We start from the raw sequence: 17,910 nt of genomic DNA, 5'->3' as shown, positions 1-17,910 counted from the left end.
CTTCATCATGGTAAGATTATACTAGAAAAGAAGCTAACCAACATATCGGATGAAGGATATGGGAGAGACCGTAGGGCGCCGAAGGGGCAGTTGCAAATAAACTCTCAGGCAAAAGGACCATATCCAGACGAAACTCTGGAAAGATAAAAACACCGACGAAGCAACTTCTAAGGAAGGAAATCTTTCAGGTAAAAAGACAGAGATGCATAGTTTTTCTATGTGTCTTTTTTTGTTGGAGCGGAAAGGTGAGCTATGGAATTAAAAACTCCGTTATATGAAACACATTTAAGCATTAAAGGTAAGATGGTTCCTTTTGCCGGTTATTTGATGCCGGTGCAGTATGAGCATGGCATTCTGGCAGAGCATAAAGCGGTCAGAGAACAATGCGGTTTATTTGATGTATCCCATATGGGAGAAATAGTTTGCAGCGGTAAAGATGCTTTGCTTAATATCAATTATCTGCTGAGTAATGATTTCACAGAAATGGAAGCCGGCAGCTGCCGGTATTCACCGATGTGTAATGAACAGGGCGGTGTCGTTGATGATTTGATTGTTTATAAGCTGAATGATGAAGCTTATTTTATCGTTGTTAATGCATCGAATAAGGATAAGGATTATGCATGGATGAAGGCCCATCAGCAGGGTAATGTGGAATTTAAGGATTTATCAGGAGATATTGCTCAGCTGGCATTACAGGGTCCAAAGGCGGAGGCCATTTTGAGCCGGTTATGCACAGAGTTGCCGGATAAGTATTACAGCTTTAAAGCTAATGTGGATGTCGGCGGGCTGAAGGCGCTGGTATCACGGACAGGATATACGGGTGAAGATGGTTTTGAGATTTATCTGGCGAATAAGGATGCGGCAGCTTTATGGGAAATGCTGATGCAAGAAGGGCAAGCAGATGGTTTGCTGCCATGTGGCTTGGGAGCTCGTGATACACTGCGGCTGGAAGCGGCGATGCCATTATATGGGCATGAGATGAATGATGAGATTACCCCATTAGAAACTAATTTAAAGTTTGCGGTTAAATTAAATAAAGCAGCTTTCATCGGCAAAGAGGCTTTGCTGGCACAGACGGTTAAACGGACAAGAGTGGGTTTAAAGGTTATTGGCCGCGGTATTGTGCGGGAAGCCATGCCGGTGTATAAAGAAGATCAAAAGATTGGGGTTACAACATCTGGAACCATGTCGCCGACCTTAAATGCCGCAATTGCTATGGCATTGATTGATAAGGAATATAAAGAAATGGGTACAAAAGTGGAAGTTGAGGTAAGGGGACGCCGTGTAGAAGCGGAAATTGTCCGTCTGCCTTTTTATAAAAAATAACAAGTCCAAGGAGGAACTAACAATGAAGGTTATTGAAAATTATTTTTACACAAAATCACATGAATGGATTCAATTGCTTGAGGATGGCACTGCTTTAATCGGATTAAGTGATTATGCCCAAAATGAATTAGGCGATCTGGTTTTTGTAAATCTGCCGGAAGTCGGCGATGATTTAATTGTCGGTGAAATGTTTGCGGATGTAGAATCAGTAAAAGCCGTTTCTGATGTATTTGCACCTATTAACGGTAAGGTTTTAGAAATTAATGAGGAGCTTTTAGACGCACCGCAGAAAATTAATGAAGATCCATACGGCGCTTGGTTTGTTAAAGTGGAGGGTGATGTTAAGCCTGAAACATTATTGGATGCAACCGCTTATCAGGAATATCTAACTGAGTTGGAGGCATAGGCGTTTTATGGGTAATTATGTACCTAATACAGCACAGCAGCAAAAGGCGATGCTTGAAGCAATCGGCATGGCAAGCTATGATGAATTGTTTTCAGTTATTCCTGATTCTGTCAAGCTGGATCACCTCGATCTGCCTGAAGGTCTCAGTGAATTAGAGGTTCAGCGCTTGATTACTGCGTTAGCTGCTAAGAATACGGTATATCCAACAATTTTTAGAGGTGCTGGTGCTTATCGTCATTATATTCCGGCAATTGTTAAGAATGTAATCAGCAAAGAGGAGTTCATTACTGCTTATACGCCTTATCAGGCTGAAATCAGTCAAGGGATTCTGCAGTCAATCTTTGAGTATCAGACAATGATCTGTGAACTGACCGGTATGGATGTCAGCAATGCTTCTGTTTATGATGGCGCCAGCGCGGCAGCTGAGGCAGTGGGTATGTGCTGTGAGCGTAAACGTCAGAAAGTAGTTGTTTCCGCAGCGATTCATCCGCAGACACTGGCAGCGGTTAAAACTTATTGCTGGGGCAAGGATCGTGAGGTTGTGGTAATTCCAGAACGTGACGGCATTACTGATTTAGCGGCATTGTCAAACTTGCTTGATGAAGCATGTGCCTGTGTTTTGATTCAGCAGCCCAATTATTATGGTCATTTAGAACCTTGTGAAGAGATATCAGCGCTTGCTCATCAGGCGGGTGCTAAGAGTATTATGAGCTGTAATCCAATCATGCTTTCCATCTTGCCGACACCAAGAGAATGCGGTGCTGATATTGCTGTTGGTGAAGGACAGCCTTTGGGTATGTCTTTGGCTTTTGGCGGACCCTATCTTGGATTTATGAGTACGGTTGAAGCCATGGGCCGCAAGCTGCCGGGACGAATTGTCGGTGAAACGGTGGATGTCGAGGGTAAACGGGCTTATGTGTTAACACTGCAGGCTCGTGAACAGCATATCCGGCGTGAAAAAGCATCCAGTAATATTTGTTCCAATCAAGCATACTGCGCATTGAACGCGGCTGTTTATATGGCGGCGATGGGTGCTTCTGGTATGCAGGAAGCTGCCAGTCAGTGTATTTCTAAAGCTCATTATCTGATGAAACAGTTGGTGAATAGTGGTCTTGAACGTGTTTATCCGCAGGAATTCTGTCATGAATTTGTACTGCGTTCACCAATACCATGTACGATACTTTTAAAGGCATTAAAGGAAAAAGGCATTTTGGGCGGTTTGCCGCTGAATGAATTTGATCTGCTATGGTGCGCTACGGAAATGAATACCAAGGAAGAAATGGATCTATGCGCAGAGACGGTGAAGGAGGTGCTGAATCATGCGTTTACTCTTTGATTATGAAAATCAGCAGAAACAAAGCACTTATCTTCCTAAATGCGATGTTGAGAGGACGGAGTTATCACTTAAACGCAAGCAGAAGCTGCATCTTCCGGTTTTGTGTGAAAATGAAATCAGCCGTCATTATACCGAATTAGCAAAGCAGACACATGGCGTCAATGATGGCTTCTATCCGCTTGGCTCGTGTACGATGAAGTACAATCCTAAAATTAATGATGCCCTGGCAAGTCTTGGCGGTTTTACTGAAATTCATCCGCTGCAGGATCTTGAAAGTGTGCAGGGCTGTCTGGAATTAATGAAGCAGACGGAAAAAGCACTTTGTACGATTACTGGTATGGACGCGATGACTTTTCAGCCCGCGGCCGGTGCGCATGGTGAATTCTGCGGCTTGCTGCTGATTAAGAAATATCATGAAATGCGCAATGACTTAAAACGTAATAAAATTATTATTCCCGATTCGGCTCATGGCACCAATCCGGCGAGTGCAAGTATGGCGGGCTTTAAGGTTGTCACGATTGCTTCTAAAGAAGACGGCTGTGTAGATCTTGATGCATTGCGTCAGGCAGTCGGTGAGGATACCGCTGGTTTAATGCTGACTAATCCGAATACGGTGGGTTTATTTGATAAGCATATTCTTGAAATTACGCAGATTATTCATGATGCCGGCGGTTTAAATTACTATGACGGTGCCAATCTGAATGCAATCATGGGTATAGCACGGCCAGGCGATATGGGCTTTGATGTTATCCATCTGAATCTGCATAAGACATTCTCAACCCCTCATGGTGGCGGCGGACCGGGCAGCGGCCCATGCGGATGCAAGCAATTTCTCGCGGACTATCTGCCGGGTGTACTGCCATGTCTTACTGAAGAGGGGTATGCATGGCATCAGCCAAAACAGAGTGTTGGGGCAATCAAAGCGTTTTATGGCAATTTCCTAGTTGTTGTGAAAACATGGGCCTATTTGCTGACACTGGGCAGTGAAGGAATTCGTGAAACAGCACAAAATGCGGTATTAAATGCTAATTATATGATGCATCAGCTTAAGGATACTTATGATCTTGCTTATGATCAGACTTGTATGCATGAGTTTGTCATCAGTTTAAATAAGGAAAAGCATGACTGCAATGTATCAGCGATGGATATTGCGAAGGCATTGCTGGATTATGGCATTCATCCGCCTACGATGTATTTTCCGCTGATTGTTCATGAAGCATTGATGATTGAGCCGACAGAAACTGAAACCTTAGAAACGCTGGATCGCGCCGTCGATGTATTTAAGAAAATCATGGCAGACGCGATGGAAAATCCGGAAAATGTTCATCAGGCACCGCTTTTGACACCAGTCAGACGGCTTGATGAAGTGAAAGCAGCCCGTGAGCCGCATCTGCGCTATATTTGGCCTGATGATGAATAAATGTTCACTCTGTTTCAGCGATAGCTTCGATCCTTATTATAATTTAGGCTTAGAAGCCTTGCTGTTGGAAACCGTTAAAGAAAATGAGTGCATTTTATATCTTTGGCAGAATCAGCGCACAGTGGTTATCGGCCGAAATCAAAATGCCTGGCAGGAACTGAAGGTAGAGCAGCTGAATAAGGAAGAGGGACATGTGGCGCGGCGTTATTCAGGCGGCGGTGCAGTCTTTCAGGATTTAGGCAATTTAAACTTTACGTTTCTTGTTCATGAGTCGGTGTATGATGTTGATAAACAGCTTTCTGTGATTTTAAAGGCATTGGCGAAACTTGGTATACATGGTGAAAAAAATGGCCGCAATGATTTAACGGTGGAAAACCGTAAATTCAGCGGCAACGCATATTACAAGAAGCATCAGCAATGCTACCATCACGGAACTCTGTTGGTGAATGCTAATATGGATGATCTGTCACGCTATCTGAATGTATCTGAAGAAAAACTGCAGTCAAAAGGAGTTGCTTCGGTGCGTTCAAGAGTCGTGAATTTATGTGAGTTTCAGCCATCCTTAACGGTTGAAAAGCTGAAAGAAAAATTGGTAGAAGCCTATGCGGATGTATATGGTGGATATTCGTTAATCGAACCTAAGCAGTTGAATCAGCAGCGGCTTGATGAATTGAAAGCACAATTCGCGTCTTGGGATTGGCTGTATGGCCGCAGCATTCAGTTTGATCATCAGCTTAAAAGACGTTTTAGCTGGGGCTCTGTTGATTTGCAGCTGCATGTTGATAAAGGCTTGATACAAAGTTTAAACTGTTATTCAGACGCGATGGATCAGGATTTTATACTGGCATTAAAAAAGCAGCTGCTTGGCTGCCGTTATACAGAGGCGGATATGTGCTCGGCGGTGCCGATTCATGCGGCTGCGGATGAGGTGAAGGAATTGATTCATGATTCTTTCTGGAGGGATTAAAATGAATGATGTGATTATCATCGGTGCTGGGCCGGGCGGTTATGAAACGGCGATCCTGGCTGCTGAGAAGGGATTAAAAACTAAATTGATAGAAAAGCGTGAGTTAGGCGGGACATGCCTGAATCGGGGCTGTATTCCAACCAAAACCCTGCTGCACGCTTCCGAATTTTTGAATATAGAGGAATATGCAAAGCTGGGACTTTCAGGCAATCGTCCGCAGCTTGATTTGAAACAGCTTCAGGCTTATAAAAATGAAGTGATTGAAAAGCTCAGATCAGGCATTGAGCTGCAGCTGAAAAAAGCCAAAGTTGAGCTGATTCATGGCAATGCGCAGATTGTCGGTGCTCATCAGGTAGCGGTCAATGGTGAAATTTTAGAGGCGGAGCATATTATTTTGGCTTCCGGTTCTCGGCCATCGATGCCTTCCTTCATTCCGCGGCTGAAAAATGTTATGACCAGCGATGAATTGCTTGAGTATGATCAGCCGATCAGACACTTAGTAATTATTGGCGGCGGCGTTATCGGTATGGAATTTGCCTCTATCTATCATGCGATGGGTTCAAAGGTCAGCGTTATTGAAGCACAGGATCAGCTGCTGCCAGCTATGGATAAGGAAATCGCGTTGAAACTGAAAATGCTGATGAATAAACGGGGCATCGATATTCATACGGCAGCGAAGGTAGCCGGCATTGAACCGGGGCTTAAAATCACTTATTTTGAAAAAGAATGTGAGCATACTATTGAATGTGATGCTATTTTGGCCGCGGTTGGCAGACAGGCAAATGTTGATTCACTATGGACCAATGTCGATCTTGAGGTCATGAATGGCCGGCTGACAGTCAATGAGTATTATCAAACCTCAGTGCCGTCGATCTATGCGATTGGCGATGTAAACAAGGAAATGATGCTGGCTCATGCGGCAGTAGCTCAAGGTAAAAAAGTGCTTGAACATATTCTGCATGAATCACCAAAGGTTGATTTGACATTGGTACCATCATGTGTCTATACCAAACCGGAAATTGCCAGTGTTGGACTAACCTTAGAGATGGCAAAGAGTAAAGGAATTTCAGCCGTTGCGATGAAAGCGCTGATGTCCGCAAATGGCAAATCTGTCTTGTCACAGCAGGAAAGCGGTTTTGTGAAGCTGATTGTTGATGAAGAAAGCGGCAGACTCTTAGGCGCTCATTTATTCTGCGAGCGAGCCAGTGATATGATCAGTGAGCTGACATTAGCTATCAGTGCAGGACTTACTGTTGATCAGCTGGCATCAGTCATTCACCCGCATCCTACATTTAGTGAAGCGATTGCCTCAGCGGCGATGCAGAAGAAACGCAAATGATAAAAAAAGGGAGCATCAATTTCATTGATTAGAACTCAATGATAAATGCTTCCTTGTTTTTTTGCTGCGGACTTTTGATAATGAGTATTATTCATTCTTGGATATTGGCAGCTTCATCCAAAATTTGTTGGGAATTAAAACATATATCAAGATTAAATTTGTTAATATACCGAAAACGGGGGTTGCTAGATAATATTTTTTTAAAGGCTCATAGGTTGAGCATATTAACATAAACATCGGAATGGAGATACAACAAAAATATCTTAAAAAGCCTGACATTATAAGCAGATATTTGGATTTGACATAAGTTATGCCGTCTATGCTGACCGTTTTTATTGAACTTTTGCTAAATACTAATTTTATTTTTTCAATCATATAGTTGAATGGATAACATGGTGCAGATGGTGCAGTTTGTGAATAGTCAAATGGATACAACACATATATCCTCCACCTGCTGCACCTATAAGTCCGGTGTGTTTAATAAATTAGCAAAAGTTTTGGTCAGCATATCCCAGTCTGAATTAATTATAAAGGAAGTTCCATTTAAAGTATGATCTTTCAATACAGCTGCAATTTCATTCATTGTTAATACCACCCTTTCAGTACAATGCAATCAGACAGCTAAATAGCTTTGCTGTCTGTACTATATCTCTATTTAAACGTTACCATTATTTGAGTAGTTTTAACAGCCTATATTGTTTGGAGATATTATGTTATTATTTATTTGTTAGGGTATTAAAAAGTCATTAAGTGATGAACTTATTTTCGTAATATAGTTTATCACTCTTATAACTAATTTATATGAGAAATCTCGTTGAATGTATAGAAAATGATTAAATGCGGCAAAAAGTGAAATAAGAATATCATTGGACTATTTCTTGTATTTTTAAATATTGTATCAACAGCTGCCCTGACAGCTGTTTTTATGTCTAATTTCGACTTTATAATGGCTTTTGTCAGACTGTACAATATAAATTAGCATGTTATAATATTGTCAAAGGGATTGATGAAGCATATTACGCTTTATCTTGTGAAAAGGAGAAGTATATGATCATTAAAATGAAAAGAATTGTTATCATGATGATGACACTGTTTTTATGTCTGAGCATCAGCGGCTGTGCATTGGTTCCCCAAAAAGAAGAATTATCCGATGAAGAGGTAGTGAATACTTTTCTTCAGGCTTATCAAAATGGCGATTATGAAGCAATTAAGCCATTCATTTCTGATGATAATAAGCTGCATACATTCTTCAGTGTATTGACGGAGGGCAACGGCAATGGCATGGAAGAAGTTTTTAAACGGGTTCATGAACTGACAAAAGATTTCACGTTTACAGCCAAGGCAGTAGAGGGAAAAGAACGTTGGGGCGAAGTCAGTGTTAAAATTCAAACGAAAGATATTTCCGGCAATATCTTAACTGCGATGAGTGAAGCAATTGCTTCTGAGGTAGCAAATAACGATGACAGTTTTAAAAATATGCCGGCATGGATGCTGAAGGCAATAGAGACAGCTGAACCTGTCGAAAAGGAAATGACGGTTTATGTCGGAAACCGCGACGGTGAGAATGTTATGGATACGAATACCAACCGTGAATTCTTTGATTTGCTGAATGGCGGCTTTTATTACTATATTTATAGTACAATGACAACATGCTCAAATAAATATGATGCCTTTGAAATATTTGCTAAAGGGGATGAAATATTAGGCATGGTTGAAACTGCTCAATTAATTGATATGAGCGATGATGAACTTCAGGCTTATTTAGCGCCTTTCCAGTTCCCGGGCGTTAATGCGCAGGCGATGCGTGATGATGAGGGTATTACTATGAAACTAGGTGTTGATTTTGAAACAGCAAGCAGTAAACGGCTGGCTGATTTGAATATTATCAGTAATCGTATCACAGCCAGCGGCGGTTATTTAAGTCTTAGAACAACGGTTAAAGATTTCTATGACAGCGCGATGGATTGTGAAACGGTTTATGGTTTATCTCAAGCAAATAAAAGTGAATAATAATGAAGGAAGTATTCTTAGGAATGCTTCTTTTCATATAAATGGGGCTGAATATTTGATATAATAATTATTTAGGAAAGAAGGGGTTTTATGCGCACTGAACAGGAGATGCTGACGCTGATCACGCAAACCGCCATTGAAGATCCGCGGATACGTGCCGCATATCTGGAAGGGTCTAGGGTGAATCCCAAGGTACCTGCTGATATGTTTCAGGATTATGATGTGGTCTATATAGTAAATGAAACGAAATCGTTTCGTGAAGATAAAACATGGATTGACCGCTTTGGCGAACGATTGTTTATGCAGCTGCCGGAAGAAAATGTTTATTACCCATCCGATGTAGATCAAAGCTATGGCTGGCTGATCCAGTTTGCTGACGGCAGCAGGCTGGATCTTCATGTCTCACTGATAGCAAGTGTTCAAAATCGAATGGATTTATATCGTGTATTGGTTGATAAGGATGGATACTTCCCTCAGACAGAACAGTTAAGTGATGAAATATACTGGATTCAAAAACCCACTGAAGAAGAATTTTTATGTACTTGCAATGAATTCTGGTGGTGCTTCGATAATGCTGCAAAAGGGCTGTGGCGCGATGAAATGCCATATGTCATGGATATGCTTGATTTTAATATTCGGCCAATGCTGAAACGATTGTTGATTTGGAAAATCGGCATCGATTATGATTTTTCAATCAGCGCAGGCAAAGCGGGTAAATATATGAAAAAATATCTGCCTGACGATATTTATCAGCGTTTCTTAGATACTTATGCGCGGCCTGAAAAAACAGCTGTCTGGACAGCTATATTTAAGATGTGTGAGCTTGGTGATGCTGTCGCAAAAGAAGTGAGCGATGCTTTATACTTTAATTATAATGAAGCTGAAGCCATAAACTGCATGAGCTATTTGAAAAAGGTTCAAAAATTGCCGGCTGATGCTCAAACCTTTGATTGAAGCATTTGCATGAGTCAATCGTTCAGTGTTATACTAATTTCATTGAGTAGAAAGAAGGATGAAAATGACTAAAGTTGATTTATTTTCTGGATTTCTCGGTGCCGGTAAGACAACGGTGATCCGCAAGCTTTTAAAAGAAGCGATGCAAGGTGAAAAATGTGTGCTGATTGAAAACGAGTTTGGTGAAATCGGCATTGATGGCGGTTTTTTAAAGGAAGCAGGTGTGGAAATCACTGAAATGAATTCGGGATGTATCTGCTGCTCCTTAGTAGGTGATTTTGAAGAAGCTTTAAAGAAGGTTCTGGAACAGTTTGAGCCTGACCGGATTTTAATTGAGCCATCGGGTGTCGGCAAGCTGTCAGATGTTTTGCGGGCTGTGGAAAATGTAAAAGATGAACGTTTAGTAATTAACGGTGTAGTTACGGTAGTAGACGGAACTAAGGTTAAAATGTATAAAAAGAATTTTGGTGAGTTTTATAATGATCAGCTGCATTATGCGAAAACAATTCTGATCAGCCGCGCTCAGAAGCTGAGTCATGAAAAATTAGATGAAGTGATCAAGCTGATTCAGGAAGAAAACAGTGAAGCATCATTAGTCAGCACACCGTGGGATGAATTGAGCGGTGACCAGATTCTTAATGTCATGGAAAACGGCAATCAAATGCTTAAAGAATTAATCGCGGAAACAGCCTGCCCGCAATGCGGACATATTCATGATCATGAGCATGAATGTGAAGATCATCACCATGAGCATCATCATGAAGAGCATGAGCATCATCATGAACATGAGGAACATCATCACGACCATGAATGCAGCTGCGGTCATGATCACCATGATCATCACGAACATGGACAACATCACGCGGATGATGTATTTGAAAGCTGGGGTATTGAAACAGCTCATGTATATACGGAAGCAGAGCTTAAAGCAATTCTTGATGAGTTATGTGAAAATGAAAATATCTTACGGGCTAAGGGAATGGTTGCCGGTGAAGAGGATTGGTATTATTTTGACTTAGTTCCTCATGAGGCAGAAATCCGCAAGGGCAGTAAGGATGTTATCGGCAAGCTGTGTGTTATTGGTACACATATTGATAAAGAGGCGGTTAAGCAGCTCTTTAGGCTGGTATAAGCATGGCAGTACCTGTTTATCTATTTACTGGCTTTTTAGAAAGCGGCAAAACTACGCTGATCAGCAATACCTTGCTGGATGAAGGTTTTAACGATGGTGAAAAAACCTTGTTGATCCGCTGTGAGGAAGGGATTGAGGAATATGAAGAGCGAATGCTTAAACAAACACGTACTACCTTAGTTACCGTGGAGAATGAGCAGGACTTATGTTCCGATTTATTAGTAGAATTTGACCGCCGTTATGAACCGGATCGGGTTATGATTGAATTCAACGGTATGTGGTCTGTCAATCAATTCTTAGAAATGGATATGCCGCTGGATTGGTTATTAGTACAAATTCTGACTACCATTGACGCGCAGACTTTTACTTCTTATATGAGCAATATGCGATCTTTGATGTATGATCAGATTTTTGCCAGTGAGGTTGTGATTTTTAACCGCTGTGAGCCGGAAATGAAAAAGTCATTTCTGCGCAGTAATATCAAGGCAATCAATAAGTCAGCCCAGCTGATCTATGAAATGAGTGACGGCTCAATCAATGATCTGAAGGATGATGAATTGCCTTTTGATGTAAAAGCAGATTTCATTGATCTTGAGGATGATGATTATGGCTTGTGGTATATGGATGCTTTAGAGAATCCAGGCAAGTATAAAGGGAAAACCATACGCTTTAAGGGTAAGGTAATGCGCCGGCCTGAGGATGATGAGGATATTTATGTCATTGGCCGTTTAGCCATGGTTTGCTGTGCTGAGGATATGCAGCTGATTGGCTTGATGGTAAAGAGTGATCATGCTGAACAGATGGTTGACGGTGACTGGCTGACGCTGAGCGCGCAAATTGAAGTAATCTTTGATGAGGAATATGGTGCTAATGTGCCGTTCTTGATTGAAGAGAGCTATGAACGCTGCCGCCCGATGAAAGATGAAATAGTTAGTTTCTCATAAGTGGAGGGAATATGGAAAATGAAAAGGGATTGATGACAAAGGGCGTTATCTGGAAACAGATACTATGGTTTTCGCTCCCTTTGCTGCTGGGCAATTTGTTCCAGCAATTATATAATACCGTTGACTCCATCGTGGTAGGGCAGACGATTGGCAGCAACGCATTGGCGGCAGTAGGTTCCAGCAATCCGATTATTAATCTGCTGGTCAGCTTTTTTATGGGCTTATCCGTAGGTGCCAGTGTTATTATTTCACAGTCATTCGGTGCTCAGGATAAGGATCGTTTGCATAAGGCTGTGCATACTTCAATCGCTTTAGCGATTGTCGGCGGTCTGATCTTAATGGTTGTCGGAATTTTATTAACACCGCTGATCTTAACATGGGTAGGTACACCGCCAGAGGTTATGGATGGTTCAAAATTATATCTGAGAATTTATTTCGCAGGTATTTTAGGTGTTGTTATCTATAATATCGGCAGCGGAATTTTGAGAGCCATCGGTGATTCTAAAACACCGCTCTATTTTTTGATTGCCAGTGCATTAACGAATATTGTTTTAGACTTGGTTTTTGTTATTGCTTTGCAGATGGGTGTTGCGGGGGTTGCCTGGGCTACTACGATTTCACAGGCATTAAGCGGTATACTGATCTTAATTGTACTTTCGAGGACTGATGAGGCGTATCGGTTGGTGTTTAGAGAGATTCGTTTTGATTCAAGCAGTCTGAAGCAGATTATTAAAATTGGTTTGCCAAGCGGTTTACAAAACGCGGTAATCTCTTTTTCTAATGTTATTGTCCAAAGCAATATCAACAGTTTCGGCCCATCGGCTATGGCAGGCTGCGGATCGTATACGAAGATCGACGGCTTTGCGATTCTGCCAATCATGAGCTTCTCCATGGCGATGACAACGTTTATTGGTCAGAATATGGGGGCTAATGAATATGAACGAGTCAATAAAGGCGCGAAGATCGGGCTTTTGATGTGCTGCGGTACAGCGGTTGTTATTTCTGGCATTCTGCTCTTATTTGCGCCAAATTTCTTAAGAGTATTCTCCAATGAAGAGGATGTCATTTATTATGGCACGTATATGCTGCGCTCTGTTGCGCCGGGATATATTTTCCTGGCTGTCTCCCATGCGTTAAGCGGTACTTTGCGCGGTGCCGGTAAGACCATGGTGCCGATGGTGATCATGATTGCGACTTGGTGTATCATGCGAATGACTTGGATCATAACGTTAATGCCGGTATATCAAGATATTTATGTGGTATTTTCTGGTTATGTCGTAACTTGGTTTTCAAGCGCGCTGATTATTTTTATCTATTATAAAAAAGGACATTGGCTGTAGGAGGTTTAGGATGAAACAGGATTTTTTAGACCGGATGAAGGAAATGCTGAACGATGAGTACGCGCTGTATCTGGAAACTTTACAGCAGCCGCCGTATCGGGGACTGCGTATCAATACATTAAAAATCGGCATCGATGAATTTCAGAAGCTGGATTTATATGCGCTGAAACCAACACCCTTTGCTAAAGATTCTTTCTATCTTGATGCGGCTGTCAGCGGGGTAGGCAACCATCCATCGCATTTAAGCGGCATGATTTATCTTCAGGAGCCCTCGGCAGCCAGTGCTGTCAGTGTCCTTGATCCGCAGGAAAATGATTGGGTGCTTGATTTATGCGCGGCACCGGGCGGCAAGAGTACCCAAATTGCCGCAAGGCTGAATAATACCGGTTTTTTACTGAGTAATGAAATAGAAAACAGCCGTGCTAATATTTTGTTATCCAATATGGAACGCTGCGGGGTCAGTGAAATGATGGTAAGCAATGCAACACCTGCAGCTTTATGTGAACAGGTTAAGGGCTGGTTTGATAAGGTTTTAGTTGATGCGCCATGCAGCGGTGAGGGCATGTTTAAAAAGAATGCCAAAGCCTTAGAGGATTGGTCGATTGAACATGTGAAAGCATGTCAAAGCCGTCAGCTGCATATTCTTGACAGCGCTTATCAGGCATTGAAACAGGAGGGTATACTTGTATATTCGACATGTACCTACGCGCCTGAAGAAAATGAATTAGTGATTCAAAAATTCTTGGCAGCCCATAAGGATATGGAGCTAGTTGACTGTAATGTAAAATTTGGCCGGGCTGGGTTAAGCGGGTATGGTATTAATGAAGCCTATGTCAGAAGAATTTTCCCAATGGATCAGGGTGAAGGTCATTTCATTGCGAAAATGGTCAAGCACGGTGAACAGGAACTTTCGCCGATTAAAGAAATAAAAGCATTAAAGCTGAATGAAGCCGTACAGGATTTTATGAATAAACAAGGCTGTGCACCTTTGCATTTTTATGAACAGCAAGGCAAGGTGTATGGCCGCATCGCACCTTTTATCAAGCTGGATAAGATTCGTATCTTAAGGCAGGGAATTGAATGCGGAGAAATCATCAAGAATCGTTTTGAACCGCATCATGCCTTCTATCTGGCCAGTGTCAATCAGCCTTATTTTAAACAAAGCTATGAATTAAAGCCGGATGAAATCAAGACTTATCTGCATGGTGATGTAATAAACGCTGAGCTGAAAGGCTATACGGCAATCCTCTATCAAGGGGTAGGCATTGGCTTTGCGAAAGGTGACGGCCGCATTCTAAAGAATAAATTTCCCAAAGGTCTGCGGGTAAACAGCTTTTAATAAAGTTGATTGTATGTGAATGAGCATGTGCAGTTGGAATGGTAAGGGATAAAGTGCATATCAATGTGATTTATATTAGGCTAGCTAAATAGCTATTTACGAACAAGTAATTAATAACTAGAGAGGGTATAATATGGAAACGAAAACGTATCTTGGTTGGGTGGATTTTTACATGAAATTGGCTGATAAACTCGTGCCATACAAAAATGATAGAAAAATCCTGATAGAAAAGATCAAAACTATTTATGCTTCTATCAATATACGTTTACCCAAATTAGAAGCAAATAATAATATCATTGATATTGACCCATTTACAATATTTGGGCTTTTTAACAAAGGTATAACTGATGCGAATAGAATATCAATTTTACATGGTTTCGCGCAGGAATTTTCAATAGATGTACCTATTCCGGACTCTTTTGATGGCATTCCTGTCTTAAATAATATGGCGGCAACCTTTTATTATTTCATTGGAGATCGTCAAGAAGATGATATCGAGAATTTATGGCGAGTTTTTATTTCTGCGTTAGAATATGCAGACACACATTCTGAAAGTAGCAAAAAGGCATTTATACTTGCTTATGATGCGGCATTAAAGCAGAAAGGTGTTAAATGGAATTTAACAATGGCACTGTATTGGATACGTCCATATGAATTTATTAATTTAGATTCTCGTAATCGCTGGTATATATGTAATCCGGAAAATATGCCTGAAAATTATATTAAAAGTATTGGTGCTTTAGAAAAGGTTCCCAATGGTGAAGAATATCTAAACATTATAAGTAAAAGCCATACTGCTCTTGAAAAAGGTAATTATCGTTATCAGAATTTTCCAGAACTATCCTATTATGCGTGGATTGTTTCTGAACAAGTTAACGAAGAAAAGCGGATAACAATTCTTGAAAATACTCGGCCTAATGCTGGAGAAGCAATCGGAGATAAAGACGTTCATACGATTCACTATTGGGTATTTACACCCGGTTATGGAGCTGAGAAATGGGATGAATTTTATGAACAGGGAATCATTGGAATTGCAAGAGGATGCATCGGTGATTTAAATTTGTATGCTTCAAGAACTGAAATGCAGAAAGCAATGCAAAAATATTATTTGGAGAATCCAGATCCCACAGTGGAAGCAACCAGTTTCAAAAGTGCTTCATTGGAAACTTGGCAATTTGTTCATGACATTAAACCAGGAGATGTTATTTTTGCGAAGAAAGGTAAAAAAACTATAATTGGCAGAGGGGTAGTTACCTCAGATTATACTTATGCGCCAGATCTCTGTTCCGAATATCCCAATATTCGAAAGGTAATATGGACTCATAAGGGGGAGTGGGAACATCCTGGTAATGCAATAACTAAAGTATTAACCGATATTACTCCATATACTGACTATGTCAAAGCAATTTCAGAATTGTTTGATGATGAAGCTATTGAAGAAATTGATATTGAATGCCCGATTTATACTACAGAAAATTTTCTTAGTGAAGTTTATATGAACAAGGCTAATTACGATATTCTTACCAATCTTCTCATTAATAAAAAAAATATTATTCTACAGGGAGCGCCAGGTGTTGGAAAAACTTATGCTGCTAAGCGACTTGCTTATTCAATGATGGGTGTTAAAGATCCGAATAGAGTGATGATGATACAATTTCATCAAAGCTATAGCTATGAAGATTTTATTATGGGATTTAGACCTGCATCTACGGGTTTTGAACTAAGGAAAGGGCCTTTTTACAACTTTTGCAAGAAAGCAGAGAAAGATCCTGAAAACGATTATTATTTTATTATCGATGAAATTAACAGAGGTAATATAAGCAAGATTTTTGGTGAACTCTTTATGCTTATCGAGAGCGATAAGCGAGGAGCGACTTTACAGCTTCTTTATTCTGATGAACAATTTTCTGTGCCAAAGAACATTTATATTATTGGTATGATGAATACTGCAGACAGAAGTCTTGCAATGTTAGATTATGCTCTGAGACGGCGGTTTGCTTTTTTTGAGCTTTCTCCAGCATTTCAAACTGATGGTTTTCTCCAGTACCGACAGGAAAAAAACAATAAAAAATTTGACAGTCTTATTGCGATTATTGAAAAATTAAATATGTCTATTGAAAATGATGAATCGCTAGGCAAAGGGTTCCGCATTGGTCATAGCTATTTTTGTACAGAAAAAGAGATTGATGATATGTGGCTGAATGCTGTAATTACATATGAAATTATTCCACTCTTGAATGAATATTGGTTTGATGAGCCAAGCAAAGTTAGTGATTGGGAGTATGTTATGCATGAGGCAATTCGATGATTTGTGTTCAAAATATTTACCATATGCTTGCATATGCATTTCAAATTTTACAGGAAAAAGGATATGCAAGTTTTGCAACTGAAGAATTTGAAAATACTGCGGAACTATTATCTGCAATTATTGTTAAAGGCGTATCAATTCAAATAAAACGTGGACTTGGTCAGATATATATTGAAAAAACAACACCTCTAAGTAGTCTGCGTGGTAAAATGAATATAGCTGAGTCTATTAAGCAGCAAACAATTATAAAGCAACAGCTTGTATGTACTTATGATGATTTTTCAGTAGATTCATATATGAATCGTGTGCTGAAAGCAACAATGGAACTGCTTCTACGATATGATATAACCAAAGCAAGGAAAAAGGAATTGCGGAATTTACTTTTTTATTTTAAAGATGTTAAAACAATTGATGTTTATAGTATTAATTGGAGGTTTCAATATAATCGAAATAATTGTAGCTATCAAATGCTGATGTTTGTTTGTTACCTTATTATTAAAGGGTTATTGCAGACAACAGCTGACGGCTCTATGAAATTGATGCAATTTTTAGATGAACAAAGAATGTGTCGATTATATGAAAAATTTATACTTGAATATTATCGAAGACATTATCCTCAAATCAAAACAACTGCATCACAAATAGGGTGGGCTTTAGATGATGGCATGAGTGCCATGTTGCCAATTATGCAGTCTGATATTATGTTGAATTATGGCAATAAAACACTCATTATTGATGCTAAATATTATGGACATATAATGCAACAACAGTATGGTGTTTACACGCTTCATTCAAATAATCTCTATCAGATTTTTACTTATGTTAAAAACAAAGCAGTGTGTGGAGGAGAAGTATCAGGCATGCTTTTGTATGCTCAGACTGACGAAAAAATATTGCCAGATAATACTTACATGATGAGTGGCAATAGCATTAGCGTAAAAACTTTGAACTTGAATTGTGCGTTTTCTGAAATTGCTTTTCATTTAAATGAAATAGCAGATAACTTCATGGGGAATTGATCAACATAAGATGTTCTAAAGCTGATGATATATAAGTAAAGGTTTCAAAGATAATTTGAAGCTTTTTATA

Annotated in this window: 15 protein-coding genes and 1 riboswitch; of the genes, 14 read left to right on the top strand and 1 reads right to left on the bottom strand. The window is 40.2% G+C overall.

Annotated elements, in window-relative coordinates; translation table 11 throughout:
- Positions 1-49: 49 nt before the first annotated feature.
- Positions 50-130, top strand: a riboswitch (glycine riboswitch).
- A 122-nt stretch (positions 131-252) separates the two neighbouring features.
- From gcvT to lpdA, 6 genes are read left to right on the top strand one after another with little or no spacing between them, the layout of a single operon-like run.
- Complete coding sequence (gene gcvT, locus DWZ33_RS05230) at positions 253-1,326, top strand: glycine cleavage system aminomethyltransferase GcvT (RefSeq protein WP_118454049.1); 1,074 nt, start codon at positions 253-255, stop codon at positions 1,324-1,326.
- A gap of 22 nt (positions 1,327-1,348) precedes the next feature.
- Positions 1,349-1,732 (top strand): glycine cleavage system protein GcvH, encoded by a 384-nt coding sequence (gene gcvH / locus DWZ33_RS05225; protein ID WP_022937022.1) that lies wholly within the window; start codon positions 1,349-1,351, stop codon positions 1,730-1,732.
- Positions 1,733-1,739: 7 nt separating this feature from the next.
- Positions 1,740-3,068, top strand: a complete 1,329-nt coding sequence (gene gcvPA, locus DWZ33_RS05220) for an aminomethyl-transferring glycine dehydrogenase subunit GcvPA (RefSeq protein ID WP_118454048.1) — start codon at positions 1,740-1,742, stop codon at positions 3,066-3,068.
- Positions 3,052-4,488, top strand: coding sequence for an aminomethyl-transferring glycine dehydrogenase subunit GcvPB (gene gcvPB, locus DWZ33_RS05215; RefSeq protein WP_118454047.1), 1,437 nt, complete (start codon positions 3,052-3,054; stop codon positions 4,486-4,488). The genes gcvPA and gcvPB overlap by 17 nt, the downstream gene beginning before the upstream one ends.
- Complete coding sequence (locus tag DWZ33_RS05210; protein ID WP_220452401.1) at positions 4,481-5,455, top strand: lipoate--protein ligase; 975 nt, start codon at positions 4,481-4,483, stop codon at positions 5,453-5,455. The genes gcvPB and DWZ33_RS05210 overlap by 8 nt, the downstream gene beginning before the upstream one ends.
- Before the next feature lies 1 nt (position 5,456).
- Positions 5,457-6,794 (top strand): dihydrolipoyl dehydrogenase, encoded by a 1,338-nt coding sequence (gene lpdA, locus DWZ33_RS05205; RefSeq protein WP_118454046.1) that lies wholly within the window; start codon positions 5,457-5,459, stop codon positions 6,792-6,794.
- Positions 6,795-7,254: 460 nt separating this feature from the next.
- Here the strand turns inward: lpdA and DWZ33_RS18415 are convergent, their stop codons facing one another.
- Positions 7,255-7,377: a hypothetical protein gene (locus tag DWZ33_RS18415; RefSeq protein WP_276330528.1), complete on the bottom strand. Its 123-nt coding sequence runs from the start codon at positions 7,375-7,377 to the stop codon at positions 7,255-7,257.
- A gap of 464 nt (positions 7,378-7,841) precedes the next feature.
- Between DWZ33_RS18415 and DWZ33_RS05195 the strand changes: the two genes are divergently transcribed.
- From DWZ33_RS05195 to mcrC, 8 genes are all read left to right on the top strand, one after another.
- Positions 7,842-8,804, top strand: coding sequence for an outer membrane protein assembly factor BamD (locus DWZ33_RS05195; protein WP_118454044.1), 963 nt, complete (start codon positions 7,842-7,844; stop codon positions 8,802-8,804).
- A gap of 90 nt (positions 8,805-8,894) precedes the next feature.
- On the top strand, positions 8,895-9,758 hold the full coding sequence (locus DWZ33_RS05190) for an aminoglycoside 6-adenylyltransferase (protein WP_118454043.1): 864 nt from the start codon (positions 8,895-8,897) through the stop codon (positions 9,756-9,758).
- A gap of 64 nt (positions 9,759-9,822) precedes the next feature.
- Positions 9,823-10,890, top strand: a complete 1,068-nt coding sequence (locus DWZ33_RS05185; protein WP_118454042.1) for a CobW family GTP-binding protein — start codon at positions 9,823-9,825, stop codon at positions 10,888-10,890.
- Between the two features lie 2 nt (positions 10,891-10,892).
- Positions 10,893-11,834: a TIGR03943 family putative permease subunit gene (locus DWZ33_RS05180; protein WP_118454041.1), complete on the top strand. Its 942-nt coding sequence runs from the start codon at positions 10,893-10,895 to the stop codon at positions 11,832-11,834.
- Positions 11,835-11,845: 11 nt separating this feature from the next.
- Positions 11,846-13,174 carry an MATE family efflux transporter gene (locus DWZ33_RS05175; protein ID WP_118454040.1) on the top strand — a complete coding sequence of 443 codons (1,329 nt, stop codon included), beginning with the start codon at positions 11,846-11,848 and terminating at the stop codon, positions 13,172-13,174.
- Positions 13,175-13,184: 10 nt separating this feature from the next.
- The gene (locus DWZ33_RS05170; protein ID WP_118454039.1) at positions 13,185-14,513 is read left to right on the top strand and encodes an RsmB/NOP family class I SAM-dependent RNA methyltransferase; all 1,329 of its coding nucleotides are present in this window, start codon (positions 13,185-13,187) and stop codon (positions 14,511-14,513) included.
- A 133-nt stretch (positions 14,514-14,646) separates the two neighbouring features.
- Positions 14,647-16,821, top strand: a complete 2,175-nt coding sequence (locus DWZ33_RS05165; RefSeq protein WP_118454038.1) for an AAA family ATPase — start codon at positions 14,647-14,649, stop codon at positions 16,819-16,821.
- Positions 16,818-17,840, top strand: coding sequence for a 5-methylcytosine-specific restriction endonuclease system specificity protein McrC (gene mcrC, locus DWZ33_RS05160; protein WP_118454037.1), 1,023 nt, complete (start codon positions 16,818-16,820; stop codon positions 17,838-17,840). Before DWZ33_RS05165 ends, mcrC begins: the two co-directional genes overlap by 4 nt.
- Positions 17,841-17,910 lie beyond the last annotated feature (70 nt).

The sequence above is a fragment of the Dielma fastidiosa genome (assembly GCF_003475485.1).
GTDB classification, from domain to species: domain Bacteria; phylum Bacillota_I; class Bacilli_A; order Erysipelotrichales; family Erysipelotrichaceae; genus Dielma; species Dielma fastidiosa.
This window is presented reverse-complemented; position numbering and strand designations above follow the sequence as displayed.

Excerpts from the sequence above, each read along its gene's own strand:
- DWZ33_RS05185 (WP_118454042.1), top strand. The coding sequence starts at position 9,823 with ATGACTAAAGTTGATTTATTTTCTGGATTTCTCGGTGCCGGTAAGACA.
- mcrC (WP_118454037.1), top strand. The coding sequence starts at position 16,818 with ATGATTTGTGTTCAAAATATTTACCATATGCTTGCATATGCATTTCAA.
- DWZ33_RS05170 (WP_118454039.1), top strand. The coding sequence starts at position 13,185 with ATGAAACAGGATTTTTTAGACCGGATGAAGGAAATGCTGAACGATGAG.
- DWZ33_RS05195 (WP_118454044.1), top strand. The coding sequence starts at position 7,842 with ATGATCATTAAAATGAAAAGAATTGTTATCATGATGATGACACTGTTT.
- DWZ33_RS18415 (WP_276330528.1), bottom strand. The coding sequence starts at position 7,377 with ATGAATGAAATTGCAGCTGTATTGAAAGATCATACTTTAAATGGAACT.
- DWZ33_RS05180 (WP_118454041.1), top strand. The coding sequence starts at position 10,893 with ATGGCAGTACCTGTTTATCTATTTACTGGCTTTTTAGAAAGCGGCAAA.
- gcvT (WP_118454049.1), top strand. The coding sequence starts at position 253 with ATGGAATTAAAAACTCCGTTATATGAAACACATTTAAGCATTAAAGGT.
- gcvPB (WP_118454047.1), top strand. The coding sequence starts at position 3,052 with ATGCGTTTACTCTTTGATTATGAAAATCAGCAGAAACAAAGCACTTAT.
- lpdA (WP_118454046.1), top strand. The coding sequence starts at position 5,457 with ATGAATGATGTGATTATCATCGGTGCTGGGCCGGGCGGTTATGAAACG.
- DWZ33_RS05210 (WP_220452401.1), top strand. The coding sequence starts at position 4,481 with ATGAATAAATGTTCACTCTGTTTCAGCGATAGCTTCGATCCTTATTAT.
- gcvH (WP_022937022.1), top strand. The coding sequence starts at position 1,349 with ATGAAGGTTATTGAAAATTATTTTTACACAAAATCACATGAATGGATT.
- DWZ33_RS05165 (WP_118454038.1), top strand. The coding sequence starts at position 14,647 with ATGGAAACGAAAACGTATCTTGGTTGGGTGGATTTTTACATGAAATTG.
- gcvPA (WP_118454048.1), top strand. The coding sequence starts at position 1,740 with ATGGGTAATTATGTACCTAATACAGCACAGCAGCAAAAGGCGATGCTT.
- DWZ33_RS05175 (WP_118454040.1), top strand. The coding sequence starts at position 11,846 with ATGGAAAATGAAAAGGGATTGATGACAAAGGGCGTTATCTGGAAACAG.
- DWZ33_RS05190 (WP_118454043.1), top strand. The coding sequence starts at position 8,895 with ATGCGCACTGAACAGGAGATGCTGACGCTGATCACGCAAACCGCCATT.